The 21,504-nt window shown below is 68.2% G+C and carries 16 protein-coding genes; 8 read left to right on the top strand and 8 right to left on the bottom strand.

The features are described 5' to 3' along the window. Positions 1-345: 345 nt before the first annotated feature. On the top strand, positions 346-1,287 hold the full coding sequence (locus DKM19_RS48740) for an EamA family transporter (RefSeq protein ID WP_110705323.1): 942 nt from the start codon (positions 346-348) through the stop codon (positions 1,285-1,287). Between the two features lie 370 nt (positions 1,288-1,657). Here the strand turns inward: DKM19_RS48740 and hisC are convergent, their stop codons facing one another. Then, entirely contained in the window at positions 1,658-2,719 is a 1,062-nt protein-coding gene (gene hisC / locus DKM19_RS48735; RefSeq protein WP_204358583.1) for a histidinol-phosphate transaminase, read from the bottom strand. Between the two features lie 178 nt (positions 2,720-2,897). Between hisC and DKM19_RS48730 the strand changes: the two genes are divergently transcribed. Further along, positions 2,898-3,719: a Uma2 family endonuclease gene (locus DKM19_RS48730; RefSeq protein ID WP_239514558.1), complete on the top strand. Its 822-nt coding sequence runs from the start codon at positions 2,898-2,900 to the stop codon at positions 3,717-3,719. Between the two features lie 41 nt (positions 3,720-3,760). On the opposite strand, the gene DKM19_RS48725 is transcribed toward DKM19_RS48730, so the two are convergent. The 5 genes from DKM19_RS48725 to DKM19_RS48705 form a co-directional block, all read right to left on the bottom strand. After that, on the bottom strand, positions 3,761-4,426 hold the full coding sequence (locus DKM19_RS48725; protein ID WP_110705322.1) for an NUDIX domain-containing protein: 666 nt from the start codon (positions 4,424-4,426) through the stop codon (positions 3,761-3,763). A 19-nt stretch (positions 4,427-4,445) separates the two neighbouring features. Beyond that, positions 4,446-6,290: a DUF4434 domain-containing protein gene (locus tag DKM19_RS48720; RefSeq protein ID WP_110705321.1), complete on the bottom strand. Its 1,845-nt coding sequence runs from the start codon at positions 6,288-6,290 to the stop codon at positions 4,446-4,448. A gap of 60 nt (positions 6,291-6,350) precedes the next feature. After that, positions 6,351-7,439: a glycosyltransferase gene (locus DKM19_RS48715; RefSeq protein WP_179282307.1), complete on the bottom strand. Its 1,089-nt coding sequence runs from the start codon at positions 7,437-7,439 to the stop codon at positions 6,351-6,353. 19 nt (positions 7,440-7,458) lie between these two features. Further along, entirely contained in the window at positions 7,459-8,721 is a 1,263-nt protein-coding gene (locus DKM19_RS48710; protein WP_110705320.1) for a nucleotide sugar dehydrogenase, read from the bottom strand. Between the two features lie 129 nt (positions 8,722-8,850). Next, positions 8,851-10,419 carry a glycosyltransferase family 4 protein gene (locus DKM19_RS48705; protein ID WP_239514001.1) on the bottom strand — a complete coding sequence of 523 codons (1,569 nt, stop codon included), beginning with the start codon at positions 10,417-10,419 and terminating at the stop codon, positions 8,851-8,853. Positions 10,420-10,949: 530 nt separating this feature from the next. Here DKM19_RS48705 and wecB point away from each other — a divergent pair. The 5 genes from wecB (at position 10,950) to DKM19_RS48680 (ending at position 16,829) form a co-directional block, all read left to right on the top strand. Further along, on the top strand, positions 10,950-12,119 hold the full coding sequence (gene wecB / locus DKM19_RS48700; protein WP_204358582.1) for a non-hydrolyzing UDP-N-acetylglucosamine 2-epimerase: 1,170 nt from the start codon (positions 10,950-10,952) through the stop codon (positions 12,117-12,119). A 63-nt stretch (positions 12,120-12,182) separates the two neighbouring features. Beyond that, positions 12,183-14,240 (top strand): glycosyltransferase, encoded by a 2,058-nt coding sequence (locus DKM19_RS48695; protein ID WP_110705319.1) that lies wholly within the window; start codon positions 12,183-12,185, stop codon positions 14,238-14,240. 571 nt (positions 14,241-14,811) lie between these two features. Next, on the top strand, positions 14,812-15,159 hold the full coding sequence (locus DKM19_RS48690; protein ID WP_110705318.1) for a PRC-barrel domain-containing protein: 348 nt from the start codon (positions 14,812-14,814) through the stop codon (positions 15,157-15,159). 710 nt (positions 15,160-15,869) lie between these two features. Then, entirely contained in the window at positions 15,870-16,166 is a 297-nt protein-coding gene (locus DKM19_RS48685) for a hypothetical protein (protein WP_162642377.1), read from the top strand. Between the two features lie 177 nt (positions 16,167-16,343). Beyond that, on the top strand, positions 16,344-16,829 hold the full coding sequence (locus DKM19_RS48680) for a hypothetical protein (protein WP_110705316.1): 486 nt from the start codon (positions 16,344-16,346) through the stop codon (positions 16,827-16,829). Between the two features lie 251 nt (positions 16,830-17,080). On the opposite strand, the gene DKM19_RS48675 is transcribed toward DKM19_RS48680, so the two are convergent. Both DKM19_RS48675 and DKM19_RS48670 read right to left on the bottom strand, forming a co-directional pair. Continuing rightward, positions 17,081-18,604, bottom strand: a complete 1,524-nt coding sequence (locus DKM19_RS48675; protein ID WP_110705315.1) for a flotillin family protein — start codon at positions 18,602-18,604, stop codon at positions 17,081-17,083. Positions 18,605-18,651: 47 nt separating this feature from the next. Next, positions 18,652-18,852, bottom strand: a complete 201-nt coding sequence (locus DKM19_RS48670) for a hypothetical protein (RefSeq protein ID WP_089210916.1) — start codon at positions 18,850-18,852, stop codon at positions 18,652-18,654. 528 nt (positions 18,853-19,380) lie between these two features. Here DKM19_RS48670 and DKM19_RS48665 point away from each other — a divergent pair. Then, positions 19,381-21,363, top strand: a complete 1,983-nt coding sequence (locus DKM19_RS48665) for an FAD/NAD(P)-binding protein (protein ID WP_239514000.1) — start codon at positions 19,381-19,383, stop codon at positions 21,361-21,363. Positions 21,364-21,504 lie beyond the last annotated feature (141 nt).

Genomic DNA, 21,504 nt, shown 5'->3' with positions numbered 1-21,504 from the left:
CTCGGCTCACGGCCGATCCCGCGCGGAGTCCCAGGGTTCGAGGCGCCAACCCCGGGCGAGATCTCACGATTCGAAGCGCCAACGCCGGACGGATCTCACGGTTCGAGGCGTCAACCCCGGACGGATCCCACAGCCCGAGGCGTCAACCCCGGACGGATCTCACAGTCCGAAGCGCCAACCCCGGACGGATCTCACGATTCGAAGCGCCAACGCCGGACGGATCTCACAGTTCGGAGCGTCAACCCCGGGCGGGATCTCACAGTCTGAAACGCCGATCTCACGCGAGATCTCACGGTCTGAAACCCGCGAGCGAGTTGTCCCACTTGGGGTCTATTGTCATGCGCTATGGGTCGTGACACTACTGACAGCCGCAAAACGCTTCTCGTGTGGGGAGCGCTCGCGATCGTATATGTGGTGTGGGGCTCCACATATCTGGCGATCAAGATCGTCGTCGAGACGCTCCCTCCCCTGCTCGGCGGGGCCATGCGCTTCGTGACGGCCTCGCTGATCCTCGGGGCGGTCGTGTTTCTGTTCCGCGGGCGGCAGGCCTTCCGGATGAGCCGCAGAGAGCTCGGCGGAGCGGCGCTGGTCGGGTTGTTGCTGCTGACCGGCGGCAACGGCATGGTCGCGGTGGCCGAGCAGCACATCTCCAGCGGGCTGGCGGCGCTGCTGGTCGCCTCGGTGCCGCTCTGGCTGGTGATCTTCAGGGTCGTCACCAGGGACAGGCCTCAGCTGATGACCATGGCCGGGGTGCTCATCGGGTTCGGCGGGGTGGCGGGGCTGTCGCTGACGGGCGGGGGCAGCGCGGCGGACGGCACGGGCATCGCGGTCATCCTGCTGGCGTCGCTGTCGTGGTCGCTCGGCTCGTTCCTGTCCGCCCGGATCCCGATGCCCGCCGACCCCTTCGCCGCGAGCGCGATCGAGATGGCCGCGGGCGGCGCCGGGCTGGTGCTGACCGCCCTGGTCGTGGGCGAGCGCCTCGACCTCACCGCCGTCTCGGGACGCTCCTGGATGGCCCTGGTCTACCTGGTCCTGATGGGCTCTCTGGTCGGCTTCACTGCCTACGTCTGGCTGCTCGGCAACGCCCCGATCTCCCTGGTGTCCACCTACGCCTACGTCAACCCGGTCGTGGCGGTCGTCCTCGGCGCGCTCATCCTGAGCGAGCCGGTCACGACCTCGATGGTCGTGGCGGGCGTGGTGATCGTCCTCGGCGTGGCCCTGGTGGTGTCCACGGAGCGGCGCAGAAAGGCCGAGGTCACGCCGGAGCCGGAACCCATGCCCGTGTGAGCCCGGGTTCGTACGGAAAGGCCGTAGCGGAGCGAAAACCCGTGCCCGTGTAAGCCCGGGTTCGTGTGAAGAGGCCGTGTTGGTGGAGCGGGAATCCGTGCCCGTGTGGAGCCCGGGTTCGCGGGGAGAGGCCTGAGCGGGGATCCGTGCCCGTGGCCCGAGTTCGTGCGAAGAGGCCGTAGGCAGGGGATGCCTGCCCGTGCGGGACCCGTCCGTGTGAAGTCCGGGTTCGCCGGTGCGAGGGAGATCGCTCCCCCGCACCGGTCACCTCGACGACCGTGACCTGAGCACTCGGGCACCCGTGAAGGCCGTGGCACAGTGCCACGGGACGCGCCTCCTTCGAGGCCGTGGCTCCCCGGCGGCGAGCGGCTCAGGCGTGCCTGAAGGCCTCGGTGACGGCCAGGAGGGCGTCGTTGGCCTCGGGAGTGCCGATGGAGATCCGGACGCCCTCCCCCGCGAAGGCGCGCACCGCGACGCCTTCGAGCGCGCAGCTCCCGGCGAAGTCCATCGTGCGGTCGCCCAGGCGGAGCCAGACGAAGTTGGCCTCCGTGATGGGCACCGTCCAGTCCTGGGAGATCAGGGCCTCGCGGACCCGCTCGCGCTCCTTGACCACGATGTCCACCCGCTCCAGCAGCTCGTCCTCGGCCGCCAGGGAGGCGATCGCGGCGGTCTGGGCCAGGTGGTTGACCGCGAAGGGCACCGTCGTCTTGCGCACGGCGGACGCCACCGGCTCGTTGCCGATCAGGTAACCCACCCGGAGCCCGGCCAGGCCGTACGCCTTGGAGAACGTCCGCAGCACGGCCACGTTCGGCCGGTCGCCGTAGACGGTGAGCCCGTCGGTGACGCCGGCGTCCCTGACGTACTCCCGGTAGGCCTCGTCGAGCACGACGAGCACGTCCTCGGGGACCCGGTCCAGGAAGGCCTCCAGCTCGGCCGCGTGGACGACCGTGCCGGTGGGGTTGTTCGGGTTGCAGACGAGGATCATGCGCGTGTGCGGGGTGATCGCGTCGGCCATGGCCTCCAGGTGATGCGTCTCACCCAGCAGCGGGACCCGGACCGAGGTCGCCCCGGACAGGTCGGCCATGAGCGGGTACGCCTCGAACGACTGCCAGGCGTAGATCACCTCGGCGCCCGGCTCGCCGACGGTCTCGAAGAGCTGCTGGAGCAGCGTCACCGAACCGGCGCCGGCCGCGACGTGCTCGGGCGGCACACCGTGCTTCTCGGCGATCGCGTTGGTCAGCGCCGTCGACGCCGGGTCGGGATAGAGGTGCATCTCGGATGCGGCCCTCGAAACCGCCTCGACCACGGAGGGCAACGGTCCGTAGGGGGATTCGTTCGAAGACAGCTTGTAGGACCGACCGTCGGCGGACATCGCGGTCTTGCCCGCCTTGTAGGCGGGCACCGTGTCCAGAATCGCGCGGAAACGAGGCATGCTCTTACTTTAGGACCGGGCGGATGGAGTTCCGAACTGCTTGCCGTTTGTTCGGCCTTCCTCATGTCCTCTCTGTCATCGCATCGGGTCCTGCCATTTTCATAGACGCTCCGTAACCATTCGACTACTATCGCCCATGGGTTCGAGTCGGAGGAAAAAGGGGAGCGACGTGTCCGAGATGATGCGGCAGTCGGCACGCTCCTTGCAGGGCTACCGGGTCAAACTCGGCCCCGCCTCCGAGCAGCACACCTGGCTAGCCCAGCATGCCGGGGTGATGCGGATGGCGGAGAATCTCTACCTGGAAAAAATTCAGGCGGCGCTCGCCCAGAGCGCGGCCGAGCACACCTATGGGGTGGCCGAGGGCACCGCCGACCGAGGCCAAGACGCCAGCACAGAGACGGGCGAGGCCGAGGCCGAGGCCGTTGATTTCGAGCCGCTGCCCAGCTGGGTGATTCCCCCCACAGAGGGTTACACGGCCGAAGACCTCGACCGGCTGCGGGGGATCCCCTCTCACACCCAACTGATTGACGGCGCTCTCGTCTTCGTAAGCCCCCAGACTCGCTTCCACTCACTCACCATGTCTCTCGTTCAGAGCGAACTGCATCGCGCCGTTCCGGCGGATCTACGGGTTCGCAGGCAGATGACGGTGACGCTTGGAAAACGTCAACGTCCAGAGCCCGACCTTGTGGTGGTCCGGGCCGACGGGGATCTGGATCTGAACCAGACCACCTACCAGCCCGCCGATGTGCTTCTGGCCGTCGAGGTGGTCTCCGCCGAGTCCGAGATCCGCGACCGGGAGCGCAAGCCCGTGCTCTACGCGGAGGCGGGCATCGTCCACTTCTGGCGGATCGAGGAGAAGGACGGGCGCCCGACCGTCTACGTCTACGAGCTGGACCCGGCGACCAAGGCCTACGCGCTCATGAGCATCCACCACGACCGCCTCAAGGTCAGCGTCCCGTTCGACATCGACATCGACCTAACGGAGATCGACAATTTCTGACCGATCTCGGTCCGGTGGCCGACCGGGCACCGGAGAGGCGGTCACCCCTTGAGGGAGCGGAGCATCGGCGGATGGAGCAGCACCGCCGGGCCCCGGCGGTAGAGCTTGGCGGGGCGGCCGCCGTCGCGGGCGGTGATGCCGCCGGTGGGCACCAGGAAGCCCTCGGCCTTGGTGACCTTGCGGTGGAAGTTGCGCGGGTCCAGGGAGCGGCCCCAGACGATCTCGTAAACCCGGCGCAGGTCGGCGACGGTGAACTCCGGAGGGCAGAAGGCCGCGCCCAGCGGGGTGTATTCGAGCTTGGCCCGGGCGCGCTCGATCCCGTCGAGCACGATGCGCCGGTGGTCGAAGGCCATCTCCCGGAGGGACGAGACCGGCTGCCAGCTCATGTGCGCCTCGGTGGAGGCCGGCAGGTCGGGGGCGAGGCCGAGGTAGGCGACGCTCAGGACGCGCTGGCGCGGGTCGCGGTCGGGGTAGCCGTAGGTCTGAAGCTGTTCCAGATGGACGGCGGCACCGGGCAGACCCGATCGTTCGGCGAGGACGCGTGCCGCGGCGGCGGGCAGGTCCTCGTCGAGGTGGATGAAGCCGCCTGACAGGGCCCAGCGTCCCTCGTAGGGCGATTTGTTCCGTTGCCAGACGAGGGCGCTCAGCGCCTGGCACCGCACCGTGAGGACGACCAGATCCACGCTGACGGGAACGCGCGGAACCATGCCAGGCACGTTACACCGATCAGGGGTTCATGCGGACGTGTAACGTCTCGGCGGCGGCCCGCCCGTCGGCCGCGGCGACCGAGACCTTGATCCACGCACCCGCGGGCACCTGCGACCAGTCGAGGGGGATCCACGCCGTCTCCATCCGGATGGGCAGGTCGGGCGGGGTCTCCGTCAGGGCCACGTCCACGACCCTCGGACTGTCCTGGCCGTCCCAGGTGAGCGTCACCTTGGAGCCCATGGGCATGTTGTACCCCCGGATCTCCATGCCGTCCTGGATGTCACGCCCCTTGCGGACCGCGTCGACCGCGATGGGCCGGTCGTGGTCGCGGGCCATCTCCTCGGAGAGGGAGGGGGAGCCGCAGGTGAAGAAGTCGCTCCACATGTAGGAGACGACCTTGGAGACATACCGTCCGACCTGGGCTATGGCCGTGTCGAGCCGCTCCTTGTCGGTCCGTCCCCTGGTGCCGGTCCTCTCCTCGCAGAAGTCCTGGTCGGACGGCTCGAAGGCCTCCACGTTGGCCCAGAGCTGCACGTCGTAGCCCTGCGCGACCATCTTCGTCCGCGCCTCGGCCATCGCCCGGTAGTAGTCACGGGTCGAGCCGTAGTACGCGGTGCCGTTGGACGCCTCCCCCACGACCGAGCGCAACCGCTCGTCCACCTTCTCCTCGCGCTGGTCCGGCCAGAAGAGCCCCACCTTGCCGGTGCCCCGGCTGTCCTGCGGCGCGATGATCCCGACCCCGGTTCTGGCCAGGGCCTCGAAGCCCCTGGCGACCTGCTGGGGAGTGGCGCTGAACGAAAGCCGCTTGCGCGCGTCGAGGTAGGGGCTGACCAGGATCGGCCTGCCGGGCATCTCCTGGTCCACGATCTCGTGCTGCGAGGCGTAGACCTTGAGCGTCGGGTTGTCCTTCTTCGCCTTTTCCGAGTCGTCCCCGAGGTACTGCATGTCGCGCATCTGCAGCTCGAACGGCTGGTAGAAGCCGGCCAGCGAGGCCCGGTTCTGGAAACGGGCGCCGTAGTCCTGCATGATCCGCCGGGTGAGCGTGGTCAGCGTGGCCGTACCCTCATTGGACGCCCGGGTCTTCTGCGCCGGATCACGCGGGGCCAGCGGCAGCGCGGGGTAGACCTTGATGCCGAACTGGTCGCCGAGATCCAGCAGCTCGGTGAGACTGTCCTGTTCCGCGCCCGCGATCAGGATCACGTGGTAGCCACGCCCCTCGCTCCTGATGTTCGTGCAGCTCGGGTCGTCGGTGCCGTCGTCGGGCGCGACGATCCGGTAGAAGACGGTCTTCCCGACCGTGATCTTCTTCTCGAACTCGGGGCAGCGGAACAGATCCGGTCCGAAGGATTCGTCCGTCCGGTAGACGAACGTCCAGGTCACCCGGTTGCCCGGGTTGGCCGCCTTGAGGTCTCTCTCCGCCGCCGCCTCGCACGGCACCCCGTCCTCCTCGCACGGCTCGTAACGGGGATCGGGCTTCTCCCCGTCCGTGTCCAGGATCCGGCCGTCGTCGTCGACCCGGCGGGCCTGCAGACCCCACCCGATCCGGATGACGGTGTCGCCACCCACCTTGTGGATCGCGTCGAACTGCCGCCGCCAGGTGCAGTGGTCGACGGTCGGGATGAGCCAGTAACCGCTCAGCGCGTACGGCGAGGGCGTGTCCGTATCGAACGTTCCACACGAGTCGGTGAACTTGTCCGTGTTCGGAGTCGGGGTGGAGGAGAAAGAGGTGGGCGAGGGAGCGGGGGAGGACGCGATCGGCGACTTCTCGCTCGTCGGAGCGATCTCGTCGATGGGGATGACCAGCACGACCGCTGCCACCACGGCGATGATCACGACGCCCAGGAAAGCGATGAGCCAGCGCACGATCAGGACACTACCGTTCTTGCGATCAGGCGGACATAAGCTGCTTCGCCGCAGGGGAGCTCAGCTCTTGACGCCTGCCCACGCCTCAAGCTGCGCGACGAAACGGCGGGCGGAGTTGGGCCAGTGATGGTTCGCACGGGCCGCCGCATACCCTCGTGCCCCCCGGGCATGCCGCTCCCGGACGTCGTCCCGCAGCCAGAGCACGGCCTGGGCCACGGCCTTGGGGTCCTGCCAGGGCACGACCATCCCGCTGTCGTAACGCTCCACGAGCTCGACCGCGCGGGGTGAGGGGGTGGTGATCACGGGAATGCCGTGGGCCATGTACTCCACGATCTTCGTGGGCATGGAGTGCCGGTAGTTGGGCTCGTCGTGCAGCAGGGAGAGCCCGGCCAGCGCGCCGTCGAGCCGCTTGAGCGCCTCGTCGTTCGGCATGAAGTCGCGCCACTCCAGCACGCCCTCGGCCACCGCCTCGTTCAGTATCGGCCGCGACTGGGGGTCGGCGTAGCCGATCAGCTCGACCGCCACCCGGTACGGCTGGAGCAACCTGCCCACCTCGACGGCCTCGCGCACTCCCCGTGCCTCCGACAACCAGCCGAGGTAGACGACGCGGTCGTCACCCGGCGCGACGACCTCGTCGGGCACCCAGGTCTCGTTCGGCACCACCAGGTGGGCCTGGCGGAACCGTCCGGCGTAGGCGGTCTCGGCCAGGAGCAGGTGCAGGTGCCGCTCGGCCGTCCCTTCGAGCATCCGGGCCAGGAAGCGCACCGGGGGACGAAGGAACGAGGGCAGCCAGGGCTTCAGCGACAGGGTCGCCGGGGTGTCCTCGTGCACGTCCCAGACCACCGGGGGCCGCCTGCGCATCCCCACGACCGCGAGCAACAGCTCGGGGTCGTGGATGACCACCAGGTCGACCTGCCTGCGCATGCGCTTGAACACCTTGCGGGCCGCGCGAACGGCCGTCAGTCGTTTGCGTTCGGCCGCCCGGGGGAGGTCGACGCCGTTCACCCAGGATCGGGCCATGACGCCCCGCGCGCTGAAGGGCGCGGCATACGTGACCTCATGACCGGCATCCACGAGCGCGCGGATCTGCCGGTGCAGGATCCGGGCGTCCTCGGGGTGATGCACCACCGTCATGACGAGCACGTGCACTGCGCGCAGCCCTCCGTCGCTAGAGCCGCTCGACGCGTTCACCCTCGGCGAGCACGCCTCGGGTGTCGAGCACGAGTCTGCCGTGGTCCTCGACGATCGACAGATCGAAAGCTGCGTGCTGCTGAAGCAGCAGCGTCACATCCGCGTCCGCGACCGCCCTGGAAAGGTCTTCCTCACGCGGCACCGAGGTGCCGTCTACGTGCCATTCCTTTACATATGGATCAACGAAGACGAGCTCCGCGCCGAGCTCCAGGAGCACGCGGGCGACCGGCAGGGCCGGCGTCTCGCGCTCGTCGGCGATGTCCGGCTTGTAGGTGACGCCGAGCAGCGCCACCTTGGAGCCGTTCACGGCCTTCTTCTGCCGGTTGAGCAGCCGCTGCACGCGAGCGACCACATAGGAGGGCATCCGCTCGTTGATCTCCTGGGCCAGCTCCACGAACCGGAACGGGTAGCCCAGCTTGCGCACCCTGTAGGACAGGTAGGACGGGTCGACGGGGATGCAGTGTCCCCCGACACCCGGTCCCGGCAGAAACTTCTGGAAGCCGAACGGCTTGGTGGCCGCGGCCTCGATGGACTCCCAGAGGTCGACCCCGAGCTCGTCGCAGAAGATCGCCATCTCGTTGACGAGGGCGATGTTGACGTGCCGGTAGGTGTTCTCCAGGAGCTTGGCCATCTCGGCCTCGCGGGTACCGCTGACCGGCACGACCTGCTCGATGAACTGGGAGTAGAAGCCGACCGCGCGGTCCTTGCAGGCGGGCGTGTAGCCGCCGACGACCTTGGGGGTGTTGCGCAGGCCGTACTTGGGGTTACCCGGATCGATGCGCTCGGGCGAGAAGGCGAGGTGGAAGTCGACGCCCGCGACGAGGCCGTTGGCCTCCAGGATCGGGCGGGCGATCTCGTCGGTGGTGCCGGGCCACGTCGTGGACTCCAGAACCACCAGAGATCCCGCGCTCAGATTGCGGGCGACGGTGCCGGTCGCACCCTCCACCGCCGACAGGTCGGGACGGTGATCCTCGTCCAGCGGGGTCGGCACGCAGATGATGATGGTCCGGCTGTCTGCCAGTACGGACTCATCCAGCGTGGCCCTGAAACCGCTGACGAGCATGTGCTCGAGGTCGGCGTCGGTCAGGTCGTCGATGTACGAATGACCGGCGTTGAGGGCGTCCACCTTCTGGGGATCAACCTCGAAGCCGACGACCCGCAGCCCTGCCGCCGTGGCCTCCTTGGCCAAGGGCATGCCGACGTAGCCCAGACCTATGACAGCCAGGTCGTAGGCAGTCACTGGGAGACCCTGGAATGCCGGAAACAACACTTCATGGTCGCAAAGGCTATCTCAAGTCCGAACGAGCCACGCCTAATGCGATTGAACGCATCGCAAACGGATGCTCTCCCCGTTGTCAACACGAGACCATCAACCAGCAATGGATTGGTAGATGTCACGGTAAGTCTCGGCAATGCGGCTCCACGTACGCTTGGACGCCACCTCAGCCCGTCCAGCCTCACCCATAACGGCCCGCCGCTCCGGATCGTCACGTAGCCCCGCGATCGCCTTGGCGAGCGCCTCAGGGTCGCCTGCGGGCACCAGAAGCCCGGCTCCGTCGGTGCCCACGAGCTCCGAGAGGGCAGGAAGATCACTCAGCACGACCGGTTTGCCGAGGGCCATCGCCTCGACCGGTTTCAATGGTGTAACAAGTCGGCAAACACGCAGGTCCTCGCGAGGGCAGACGAAGATGTCGATGGCCGACTGCGCCTGCAGCGCCTCCTCGGGACCGACCCTGCCGGGCAGGATCGCGATGTCCCCCAGCCCCAGCTCCTCGACCTGCTCCAGCAGCGCCGCCCGCTCCACGCCGTCACCGACGAGCAGCACCTTGACCGGCGCGCCCTGGTCCCGCAGGAGCGCGGCGGCGTTGATCATGGTTGCGAAGCCCTCGTAGGCCACGATGCTCGACACGGAGCCCATGACGATCTCGCCGGGCTCGATGCCGTAGGAGGCGCGGAACGCCGCCCCGTCGTACTCGGCGACCAGCAGCGAGTCGTCCACCGCGTTGGGCGCCAGGAAGATCTTCTCCCTCGGCACACCCCGCTCGGCGATCTCGGTGGCCATGGTCTCCGCGAGGGTGACCACGGCGTCGGCGGAGCGCATGATGAACGCCTCGCGGTCCCGCTGGAGCACGTGCCGCTGGCTGCCGATGCGCTTGGGGTCGCGGGACGCCCAGGTCTCCTCCAGGAAGCCCCGGACCTCGTAGACCATCGGCGTGCCCGTACGGTCCCGCACGGCGAGCGCCACCGAACCGTTGCGGTGGTCGGTCGCGGCGTGCAGCACCTGCGGCCGGAGCGTTCTGACCAGCTCGGTCACCTCACCGGCGCCCCGGATCATCCGGCCCTGGCTCTCGAACGGCACCTCGCCGCTCGGGATCAGCCGGTGGTAGGGGGTCCCGTCGATCTCCTCGTACGGCGTGGCGTCGGCGTGGCCCTGCATCATCGGCCAGCCCCAGCTGGTCACGACGTGCGGGTCCAGCCCGGCCGCCCGCTGCGCGGTGACGATCCGGTGCGTGCGCACGGTGTATCCGGCCTGCGTGTACGGCAGGGCGTTGGTGACGCAGTGCAGGACCCGTCCCTGGATCCGCTCGCCCACGATCACCTTGGCCTTGGGCGGGATCGGGTTCGGCTGGATGGAGGCCAGCTCACCGGCGTAGTACTGGGCCCGGCGCTTGATGAAGGGGTAGCGGGTGTGTGCCTGGAGCACCGCGGCGGCCTCGGTCATCCGGCCGGCGTCGAAGTGCGCCTTCGCCTCGTCCCACGGTCCTCGCACGAGACGCATCCCGAGCTTGCGGACGACGATCTTGGCCCGGCGCGCGACGGGCCAGGCGAACCTGCCCACGACGGGACGCATCCTCGGCGGAAGCGTCTCCGCGGCCGCCTGCGCGACCCGCAGCGGATCCGACTTGACCTTCGTCGCCACCACCCGGGAAACGATCACCGGATGCTTGGCGAACCCCTTGATGAGCCCGCGCAGACCGGCGCGGGCCGACCTCGCGGAGACGGGCTTCGCCGAAGCGGGCGCGGGCTCCGCCGGAACCAGAACGGGCTCCGCCGGAACGGGCTCGAACGGAGTGGTATCCGTCGTGACCGAAGCGGGCTCCTGTGGGTCTGGAACGGACGTCGCCGAAACCGGGACGGGCTCGGACGGAGCCGGAACGGGTTCTGCCTGATCGGGCTCGGGGGGAGCCGGAACGGGCTTCTCTGAGACCAGAGCGGGCTCCTGTGAATCTGGAACGAGCTTCACCGAATCAGGAACGGGTTCAGACGAATCCGAAACGGACGTCGCCGGAGCCGGAACGGACTCTGATAGAGCTGGAACCGACTGCGGTGAATCTGGAACGGACTCCGCTGAAGCTGGAACCGATTTCGCTGTAACCGCGGGGGAGTCTGGCCTGTTGGCATCGGATACCACGCCGTGACCGTACCATAGGCAACGTTTGCCCCACTGCCGTATGAAAGGCGAGGTCAATGAGGGACTTTGGTCCTCCGGGTACGACCGCGAGCCCTGAAAATCCCCTCGTCCTGCACGTGCTCGGCGCGCGGCCCAACTTCGTGAAGGCCGCTCCCGTTGTGCGCGCTCTCGCCGAACTGGGAGTGAGACAGGGGATCGTCCACACCGGCCAGCACTACGACGTGCTCATGTCGGACGTGTTCTTCGCCGACCTCGGGCTGCCCGAGCCGATCGCCAACCTGGGCGTCGGATCCGGCTCGCACGCGCGCCAGACGGCCGCCCTGCTGATCGGCCTCGAGGACGTCGTGCAGGAGCACGCGCCCACCCTGGTCGTCGTCTACGGCGACGTGAACTCGACGCTGGCCGCGATCCTGGTCTGCTCCAAGCTCCACATCCCGACCGCGCACGTCGAGGCGGGCCTGCGCTCCTTCGACCGGGAGATGCCCGAGGAGGTCAACCGGGTCGTCACCGACGCCCTCTCCGACATCCTCTTCGCCACCTCGCCGGACGCGCTCTCGCATCTGGCCGCGGAGGGCGTGGATCCGGCGCGCGTCCACCTCGTCGGCAACCCGATGATCGACAGCCTGTTCTCGGCGCTGGACCGTCTCGACCCCGCCCCGGTCCGCGCGCGGCTCGGGCTTCCCGAGCGGTACGGCGTGGCCACCCTGCACCGTCCCGCCAACGTCGACGACCCGGCCTCCGCGAAGGAACTGGTCGACGCCGTACGGGAGGTGAGCGAGCGCCTGCCGATCGTGGTGCCGATCCACCCGCGGGGCCGCGAGCGCCTGGCCGAGGCGGGCCTGGTGACCGGCGGGAACCTGTCGATCGTCGACCCGCTGGGCTACGTGGACTTCCTGTCGCTGGTGCGGGGCGCGACCCTGGTCGTCACCGACTCCGGCGGCGTGCAGGAGGAGACGACCATGCTGGGCGTCCCCTGCCTGACCGTCCGGCCCAACACCGAGCGGCCGATCACCATCACCCACGGCACCAACCGGCTGGTCACGCCGGCGCTGCTGCCCGCCGCCGCCGACAGGGCCCTGGCCGACGGCGCGGCGACGCCCTCCGGCGACCTGCCCCCGCTCTGGGACGGCAAGGCCGGGCCCCGGATCGCCCGGGTGATCGCGTCCTGGCTCCGCGGCGAGAACCTCTCCCCGGCGGGACAGGCCGTACCGCCCAAATCCCTTTAAAAAGGCTAATTAGGTACGGCCGAAGCCGTACCCTGGCACGACCCCGGATAAAGGCGAGCCCCCATGAGTGAAGAGACCCCTGAAGAGCCGAAGTACCAGCGTCTCGGGCCGATCAACTGGCTGCCCGAGGAGCGCAAGGTCGTCGAACGCTTCGAGGAGCGCGTCCGGGACCTGGAGCGGCGGCTTGCCATCTCCGAGGCCCGGGCCGACTACGCCCAGTGGAAGCTGGAGTCCACCAAGATCCAGCGCCCCTACCGGGTGGCCGAGGTCCTGACCGGGGCCAAGGGGGCCGGGGTCGTGGCCCTGCCGGGCAAGCTGCGCTCGGCGATGCGGGCACGCAAGGGGCCCAAGCCGCCCCGGCCGGTCTCCGAGGTGATCGAGGAGCTGAACCACCAGGGCCCGGCCGTGGACGTGCCGCAGGTGAAGTGGCCGGCGGGACCGATCACGCGTCCCGACATGAAGGTCGCCGTCATCCTGGACGACTTCTCCCGGATGGCGTTCAAGTACGAGTGGGACCAGATCGAGTTCGGGCTCCGCGACTGGCCGGAGATCTTCGCCGAGAACCGGCCCGAGCTGCTGTTCGTGGAGTCGGCCTGGCACGGCAACCAGGGCCGCTGGCGCTACCAGATGACCGGGAACAACGCCCCCAAGCCGGAGCTGCACGCCCTGATCGACTGGTGCCGCGCCGAGGGGATCCCCACGATCTTCTGGAACAAGGAGGACCCGCCGAACTTCGAGTTCTTCATCGACACGGCCAAGCTGTTCGACCACGTCTTCACGTGCGACGGCGACATGGTGCCCCGCTACCGCGAGGTGCTGGGACACGACCGGGTCGACGTCCTGCAGTTCGCGGCCCAGCCCCGGGTGCACAACCCGATCCAGGAGAAGCGCGGGCGCCTGCACGACGTGGTCTTCGCGGGCATGTACTTCAGGGACAAGCACCCCGAGCGCCGCGAGCAGATGGAGACCGTCCTCGCCCCGATCCGCGAGCTCGGCCTGCACATCTTCGCCCGCAACGGCACCGTGGACGAGAAGTACGCCTGGCCCGCCGAGTACGTCCCGCACATCGTGGGCGAGCTCCCCTACGACCAGATGCTGGCCGCGTACAAGATGTACAAGGTCTTCCTCAACGTGAACTCGGTTCTCGACTCCCCGACCATGTGCGCCCGCCGGGTCTTCGAGCTGTCGGCCTGCTCGACCTCGATCGTCTCGGGCTGGTCGCGGGCCATCGAGGAGACCTTCGGCTCGCTGATCCCGATCGCCCGCGACGAGCTGGAGTCCTACAACCAGGTCCTGCACCTGATCAACAGCCCCGAGCTCCGCGCCCGTCAGGGTCACCTGGCCATGCGCGAGGTCTTCGACAAGCACCTGTTCACCCACCGCGTGGACCAGATCCTCCAGGTCCTCGGCAAGCCCGTCGAGCCCCGGACCCGGTCGATCTCCGTGGTGCTGCCCACCAACCGCGCCTCCCAGCTGGAGCACGCGATCTCCTCGGTGGCCCGCCAGATCCACCGGCCCCTCCAGCTCGTGATGGTCCTGCACGGCCTCGACATCGATCCCGTCGTCGTCGCCGACAAGGCCCGCATGGCCGGCATCTCCGACGTCGTGGTGCTGCCCGCCGACCCCTCGCTCTCGCTGGGCGCCTGCCTCAACATGGGCATCGCCGCCGCCGAGGGCGAGCTGGTCGCCAAGATGGACGACGACAACCTCTACGGCGAGCACTATCTGTCCGACCTGGCCCGGGCCTTCGACTACTCCGACGCCGAGCTTGTCGGCAAGGGCGCCCACTACGCCTACTTCGAGGGCAGCAACACCACGATGCTGCGCCTGCCCGGCCTGGAGCACCGTTACGCCTTCCTCGTCCAGGGCGGCACCTTCCTCGGCAAGACCGACATGTTCCGCCACTACGGCTTCGAGGACATCACCCGCGGCGAGGACACCAACCTGGTCCGCCGGCTGAAGGAGGACCGCGTCAAGATCTACTCCGCCGACCGGTTCAACTTCGTCTACTGGCGCAGCGGCGACGCCGGAATGCACACCTGGCAGGCCGACGACATCAAGCTCACCCGCAACGCCCAGTTCGCCTTCGGTGGCCACCCCGAAGACCACGTCATGATCTGAGTTCGCACGGCCGCCGCTCGAAGGCCTCGGTCCGGTTGACCCTGCCTTCGAGCGGCAGCCGTACGGCCATGCCGGTTTCGCCCTGTCCGCGGGTGTGGTGCGGAGGTTCCCCCGGATCCGGACAGCGCGAGGGTGACTCATGCTGCGTCCGGCGCAGGGCGACTCATTTTCCGGTGCCCGCGCAGGGCGCGAGGGCGACTCATCCCGGTGTCCGGCGGTTCGGGAACCTCGTCCATGACAGGCCCTTCCCTCTGATTTCACTGAGCGTCGGCGACATGCTCGTCATACGACATATGCACGTATCCCAGTGGCACCGATCCCGCCGGTGCGTATATTCGCGAAATTATCCGAGTCGATGCGTTTAATGTAATACAAACCACTTTCTCGCCATTTTTACACATATCGATACGACGGAGCATCGGTCAATACCCTGGGGACATTTTGGGTCATGGTTAGAATTCGGACACTCACGCTCGGGGCCACGGATGCGCACCCTTCTTATTTGTTTAATGCGAGCACGCGGGGTAGATCGATGAGTGCCCCACCATCGCTAAGGAGAGAGGGTCCGATCATGATCGAGAACATGTGGGACTACAGCCCCCAGGCTTACAGCGACGACCAGAAGCTGGACCTGGTCGGGTTCGACGTCGAGGCCACCGACGGCAAGATCGGTTCGGTGGACGAGGAGAACAGCGTGGTGGGCGACAGCTACATCGTCGTCGACACGGGCTTCTGGATTTTCGGCAAGAAGGTCGTGCTGCCCGCCGGCACGGTGCACCGGGTTGACCCCCAGGAGCGCAAGATCTATGTCGCCCGCACCAAGGAAGAGATCAAGAACGCTCCGGAGTTCGACGAGGAAACCTATAAGGACCCCGGCTACCGCGACAGTCTCGGCGGTTACTACGGCGGCCCGATGTAATCGTTGACCGCCAATGGGCTCTTCCTCCCCCGGAAGAGCCCATTTCGCATTTATCAACCTTTTTCTGACTCTCTAGGGGAGCTCTTCTGCCGTCTCAGAGGTAGATCCCATGCTCTTGCTCAGAGGCAGGACCAACGGTCTTTTGACGCTTGTCGAGTCGAGCTCCGACAACGCCGGTCGGTCTTTCCCGCAAGCGGATCCCTTATCGACGGTCTTGTCCATTGTTTGGCCGATCCATGGCCCCCGGCCCGCCGTGTCACGAGGTCACGGGGTGTCAAGACACGCCTCGAAACACGGACCAGGCCCTCCCGCTCAAGCCCTACGTCGACAGTGTGATCCATCCCACATCTGTCGAGGAGGACAAAGGACCGGCAGATCAGCGGAATCCTCGGCGCAAAGAAGGTCGTCAGTCCTGTGAACAGCCTGCCCGGACGGTGCGATCCGGTCCGTCGGCGTCCGGTCGAGGCGGATCTCCGTCACTGGATGTAACCGAGCGTGCCTCGCATTCTCCCCTCGGTTACCGTCCGCTTCCGCAGGGTAATCGGATCGGCTCAAGACTTTGGATTTCCACGGAAGACCATCGGGCTCTTCCCGCCTACCGTGAGATCAGGGTTCCGCGCCGTGTCGGCGGCGTCTTCGGTGCCGATCCGGCGCTCCGCCGGCCCGGGCGTCGCCCGGGGCGCAGCTGATCAGACATGGAGTGGTACGTCATGATCAACATCAGAAACGTCCTGGGGGCCGGGATAATGATGGCCTCCGCCCTTGTCGCACCCACGATGATGTCCACCCCCTCCGCCGCGGCCGTCACCGAGACCGTCTCCGCGTCGCCTGCTCTCCCGTCCGTTCAGAAGCCCTGCCGGAAGGCCAAGAATCCCGCCAGGTGCCGTGCCCGGCGCGCCGGCAACAGCACCGTCGGCGGCACCGTGGGCGGCGGCGGTCTCAGAGGCGGTATCGGCTCCGGCGGCAGCGGCCCCAGCGGTAGCGGTCACAGCCGCAGCAGGGACTGACCCCCTGGGCGTTATCGCGCCCGGGGCTGTTCCCCGGTAGCCGACAGGAGAACAGCCGATTCCAACGGCCCGGCGGCATCCGTGTTCGCCGCGTTCGGTCCGCCGACGATGCCCTGACGGATTTTCGCCGCGTCACCCGTTCCTTTCGCCGTCCTCACTCGTCATTACTTGGTGAGGATGTCTACGAGAAGGGACGCGGAGATGGACGGCAGGCACCCCGCACTCGCACGGCTCGACGTGCTCGTCGGGCGGTGGACCGTACAGCCGAAGGTCCAGGGCGTCGGCACGGCGTGGACCGAGTTCGCCTGGCAGGAGGGCGGTCTGTTCCTGCGCCAGTACTCCGACGTCGATTCGATACCGTCCGACACGCCGAACGCGTGGCGGGACAACACGCCGTTCCCGACCACCACGGTGATCGGGCTCGACGACGCCACCGAGGAGTTCACCGTGCTGTACGCCGACGCCCGCGGCGTGTACCGGGTGTATCGGATGACGTTCGCCGACGGTGTGTGGACGATGTGGCGGGAGGCGCCCGGGTTCAACCAGCGCTTCACCGGCACGCTGAGCGCCGACGGCCGCGCCGTGGACGCGCGATGGGAGATGTCGGCGGACGGCGTGACGTGGAACCTCGATTTCGAGCTGACCTACACCCGCGACCGATGAAGGAGGGTCCCACCGGTCACCGTGCTCATCCGGGACACCTGCCGTAGGAGGACGCTCACCCCTGACGCCTGCCGCAGGAGGAATCGGGGACGGTACGGCAGGCGAACGGGTGCGGGTGCCGTACCTCAGAGCCGGAATTCGGTACGGCGGGCGGACGGGCGCCGCCGTACCTCGGGGCTGGAATCGGTGCGGCAGGCGAGCGAGTGCGGGTGCCGTACGTCGGGACTGGGAATCGGTACGGCGGCCGGGTGTCAGAGGGTGGTGTCCGCGGGCCGCTTGGCGGCTTCGGGCTCGACGGGCCGCTTGGCGGCTTCGGGCTCGACGCCGTTCGCGAGGGGGGCGGGGGTGGCGCCGTTCAGGAGGGAGCGGGCGAGGCCCAGGCCGGTGCCGCCGAGGGTGAGTGCCTTGGCCAGCATCTCCTCGATGCCCTGCGCGCCGTTGAGAACGACCATGTGATCGACGTTGCCGAAGGCCTTGGCGCCGGCCTCGACGATCTGGGGCCAGTTCTCGGCGAGCTGCTGGGCGATGACCGCCTCCTGGTTCTCGGCCAGGGCCTCCGCCCTGGCCCGGATCGCGGCGGCCTCCGCCAGACCCTTCGCCCGGGCGGAGGCCGCCTCCGCCAGACCCTGTGCCTCCGTGGCCTCCGCCAGCGCGAAACCGCGGGCCTTGGCCGCCTCGGCCTCGCCCATACCGGTGGCCTTGGTGGCCTCACCGGCCGCCACACCGCGCAGCCGTACCGACTCCGCCTCGGCCGCGGCGGCCTGCTTGACCTGGGAGGCCTGCGCGGCGGCGCGGAGCTCGGTCTCGCGGGCCTCGGCCTCGGCCTGGGCGATGCGGGCGTCGCGCTCGGCCCGGGAGGCCGTGACGGTCTCGTACGCCCTGGCGTCGGCGGGCTTGCGGACCTGGGCCTGGAGCCGCTGCTCGGCCAGCGCCGCCTCAAGCTCGGCCGCGCGGGTCTCCTGGACCACGACCTCCTGGCGGGCCGACGCCTCCGACAGCGGGCCGGCCTGGCGGGACCTGGCCTGGGCCTCGTCGATCTCGGCCTGGTAGGAGGCCTGCTTGATCTTTGAATCACGCCAGGCGGATGCCTTGTTGGCCGCGGCGACCTGCTCGGCCTCGGTGGCCTCCTGGTCGCGCTGGGCCTCGGCGATGCGGGCGGAGGCGGCGATCCTGGCGGCGTGCGGCTTGCCGAGGTTCGTGATGTAGCCGGTCTCGTCGTCGATCTCCTGGATCTGCAGCGAGTCGACGATCAGGCCGAGCTTGATCATCTCGTCGGCGGCCGAGGCGCGGGTCTCGCCGGTCAGCCGTTCGCGGTTGAGGATGAGGTCCTCGACGGTCAGGTTTCCGATGATCGAGCGCAGGTGACCGGTGAACAGCTCGTGGATGGCCCCGTTCATCGAGTCCTGCTGGTCGAGGAAGCGGCGGGCGGCGTTGGCGATGGAGTGGAGGTCGTCGCCGACCTTGTAGATCACCACGCCTCGCACCACCACCGGGATGCCCTGCTGGGTGACGCAGGAGACCTGAAGGTTGGCCGCGCGGCTGTCCAGGCGCAGGCGGCGTGCCGTCTGGAACCCGGGAAGCACGGAGGTGCCCTTGCCAGTGATGATCTTGAATCCGAGACTGTCGGTGAGCTCGGTCTTACCCCGGGCGCCGAGGCCGGAGATGATCAGCGCCTCGTTGGGCTCGGCCACCCGCCAGACGGCCTTGAACACCAGGATGAGAATGAGGAGGGCGGCAAGGACGATGCCCCCGATGACGAAGTATTCCGTGGGCATCGCAGCCTCCGCGGTGAGGGATGAGGGGGTGGGGAGGAGAGGGGAGGTCAGACCAGCGCGCGAGCGACGTAGACCGTACGGGGTGGGAAGTATTCGACGATGACGACGATCGAACCCGCGGAGATCTCCTCGTCGGGGACCGTGGGATGCGCGTAGAACGCCTCGACGCCCCCGCGAACCGCCACCATCACCTCCCCGACCAGGCCGGGACCGATCTTTCCGGTGACCCTGCCCTGCTTACCGACCACGCGAGACTCCCCGTCCATCGTGAAACACACCCGCAGACGCGGACGCTACTCCGATACGACCGACTTCACCACCCATTACGGCACGAAAATGGCGTCGTCTAACTACCAGCGCTAATCATCATGATTAACCTTCATATCGGCAACGATCGACCGAATGAGAACGTTCCAGTGCGGATCGCTCAAATCAAGCGAGTTACCGCGCCCTTCTTCGGACCCGCCACCGCACTCACCTCGGACCGCCGAACTCGCGCCGGACCTGATCACCGTGCCTGGCGAGCCGGTCATCTTGTCGGAACAGACCCGATGAATGCCCCCCACATTTCCCCGGGGGTCCAATCCAACCTAATGCTAATAAATCGCTTATGAAATCAATTACCTCCTTCAATCAATCGCCTGAATTTTCAACGATCAAGACATGACCATCATGTGCGGGATGTCGCCAATAGCATTTCAACTGCGCGGGTAAAAAGTTCCCGCGCACGCAGCGCGGCGACCACCGACGATCATTCCAATCGTGAGGATCGCCCCATGACCGATCCTCACGAGATCAATCCCCGTAAGGCCGTGGAACTCGGCATGGACCGGCCCATCTCCCGCCGCGACTTCCTCGACGGCGTGGCCGCGGCCGCGATGCTCGCGACGATGGGCTCGGCGAGCGGACGCGCCGGTGACGCGGCGACGGGATCCGGCGTCGTCACCGCGGAGGACCTGAAGATTCATCCCGGCACCTCGCGTCCGTCGACCCTCACGGGGCTGCGGGGCGACACTCCGATGGCGCTCGGTGTGCCCCACGCTCTGCGGGACCACCGGTTCTGGCCGTACGCGGGCACGCCGGAACCCACCGGCGAGCACTACGACCTGGTGGTGGTCGGCGCCGGGATCAGCGGCGTCAGCGCGGCGTACAAATGGCTGGAGCGCGACCCGCGGGCGCGGATCCTGATCCTGGACAACCACGACGACGTCGGCGGGCACGCCCAGAGCAACGAGTTCTCCCCGAAGGGCGGGAACGGTCCGCTGATCGGGCACGGCGGCTCGGCGTCGATCGAGGCTCCCTCGGTGTGGACGGCCGAGGGCAAGGAACTGCTCGGCAGGCTGGGCGTCCGGGTCCAGAGGTTCGAGAGGTATTTCGATCGGGCGCTGTACCCGAGCCTCGGAATGCACGACGGCGTCTTCTGCGACCGGGAGAGCTTTCCCACGGAGAAACTGGTCGTCCTCGCGCCGGGCAGGAAGGCCCCCGAGTGGATCGCCGAGCTTCCCGTCGCCGGGCGGGCCAGGAAGGACCTGCTCATGCTCTACGGGAACCCGCCCGACTGGTTCCCCGGGCTGTCCGGCGAGGAGAAACAGGCGCGGCTGGCCAAGCTGACCTACGCCGGTTTCCTCAAGGACGTCTGCAAGGTCCACCCGGACGTCCTGCGCTACGTCGCGACCATGCCGAGCGACACGTGGGGCTACGGCTCCGACGCCTTCGGCGCGATCGACGCGTGGGGCAGCGCCGGCGACCACGACTATCCGGGCTTCCAGGGGCTCGGGCTCGACCGCTCCCGGCCGTCGAGGTACAACTCGCCAACCATGATCAAGAGATGGGAGGCGGACGATCCGGACGTCTACCACTTCCCCGGAGGCAACCAGGCACTCGTCCGGATGATGCTCGGCCGGATGATCCCCGGCTTCGCCACGGCCACCGGCATGGAGGAGATCACCACCGCGAAATTCGACCACGGCAGGCTCGACCGGCCGGGCGGCAGGGTCCGTGTCCGGCTGTCCAGCCCGGTGGTCTCGGTCGCCAACGAGGGCGACCTCCGCACGGCCACCGGCGCCACGGTGGGCTACTTCGACGGGGACAGGGTCAGGACCGTCCGGGCCGAAAACGTGATCATGGCGTGCTGGAACAGGCTGATCCCCGATCTGGTCGACCGTCTCCCTCACGAACAGGAGTCGGCCCTGCGCGAGGCGGTCAAGGTGCCGATGCTCCACGCGACGGTCCAGATCCGCGACTGGCGGGCCTGGAAGGAGCTGGGCATCAACCGCGCGCGGTTCACCGGCGCCTACTGGTGCGTGGCCGAGCTCGACCGCCCGGTCAGCCTCGGGAGCTACGGATGCCCGAAAAACCCGAAAGAGCCGATCATCGTGCACATGACCGCCACGCCGGCCGTAGCGGGCATGTCGCCCGCCGAGGGCTCGATCCTCGGGCGGCGGAGACTCCTAGCGACGCCCTACGGCCACCTGGAGCACGGCATCCGCGACCAGCTCGACCGATTGCTCCACCCGGGGGGCTTCGACCCGAGGCGCGACATCGAGGCGATCACGGTCAACCGGTGGAGCTACGGCCGCGCACCCGAGTACGCCACCCCGTGGAACCTCGGCTTCTATCCCGACGGCCCCTTCCCCGCCGCCGTGGCGCGGCGGCGGATCGGGCGGATCGCCATCGCGAACTCCGACTCCGTACCGGCTCCCAGCGCCGACGCGGCGATCACCGCCGCCTACCGCGCGGTCCGGGAGCTCCAGACCTGACCGCCGGGGATCATCCGGAGGCCCGGACCGGTCGACCTCGTCCAGGAGCCCCGGACCTGACCGCCGGGGTCCGTCCGGAAGCCCCCCACCGGACCGGTCGACCGCAGCGGAGGCCCCGGCCCCCGGAGCCTCGGATCCGAC

Source organism: Streptosporangium sp. 'caverna', assembly GCF_003203775.1.
GTDB lineage: Bacteria > Actinomycetota > Actinomycetes > Streptosporangiales > Streptosporangiaceae > Streptosporangium > Streptosporangium subroseum.
Note: the sequence above shows the minus strand (reverse complement) of the source record. Positions and strands in the feature narration are given on the sequence as shown.

What these genes read in the sequence shown, in the direction of transcription:
- DKM19_RS48685 (WP_162642377.1), top strand. Translation starts at nt 15,870, where the DNA reads ATGATCAACATCAGAAACGTCCTGGGGGCCGGGATAATGATGGCCTCC.
- DKM19_RS48690 (WP_110705318.1), top strand. Translation starts at nt 14,812, where the DNA reads ATGATCGAGAACATGTGGGACTACAGCCCCCAGGCTTACAGCGACGAC.
- DKM19_RS48730 (WP_239514558.1), top strand. Translation starts at nt 2,898, where the DNA reads ATGATGCGGCAGTCGGCACGCTCCTTGCAGGGCTACCGGGTCAAACTC.
- DKM19_RS48675 (WP_110705315.1), bottom strand. Translation starts at nt 18,604, where the DNA reads ATGCCCACGGAATACTTCGTCATCGGGGGCATCGTCCTTGCCGCCCTC.
- DKM19_RS48740 (WP_110705323.1), top strand. Translation starts at nt 346, where the DNA reads ATGGGTCGTGACACTACTGACAGCCGCAAAACGCTTCTCGTGTGGGGA.
- wecB (WP_204358582.1), top strand. Translation starts at nt 10,950, where the DNA reads ATGAGGGACTTTGGTCCTCCGGGTACGACCGCGAGCCCTGAAAATCCC.
- DKM19_RS48695 (WP_110705319.1), top strand. Translation starts at nt 12,183, where the DNA reads ATGAGTGAAGAGACCCCTGAAGAGCCGAAGTACCAGCGTCTCGGGCCG.
- DKM19_RS48665 (WP_239514000.1), top strand. Translation starts at nt 19,381, where the DNA reads ATGACCGATCCTCACGAGATCAATCCCCGTAAGGCCGTGGAACTCGGC.
- DKM19_RS48725 (WP_110705322.1), bottom strand. Translation starts at nt 4,426, where the DNA reads ATGGTTCCGCGCGTTCCCGTCAGCGTGGATCTGGTCGTCCTCACGGTG.
- hisC (WP_204358583.1), bottom strand. Translation starts at nt 2,719, where the DNA reads ATGCCTCGTTTCCGCGCGATTCTGGACACGGTGCCCGCCTACAAGGCG.
- DKM19_RS48680 (WP_110705316.1), top strand. Translation starts at nt 16,344, where the DNA reads ATGTCTACGAGAAGGGACGCGGAGATGGACGGCAGGCACCCCGCACTC.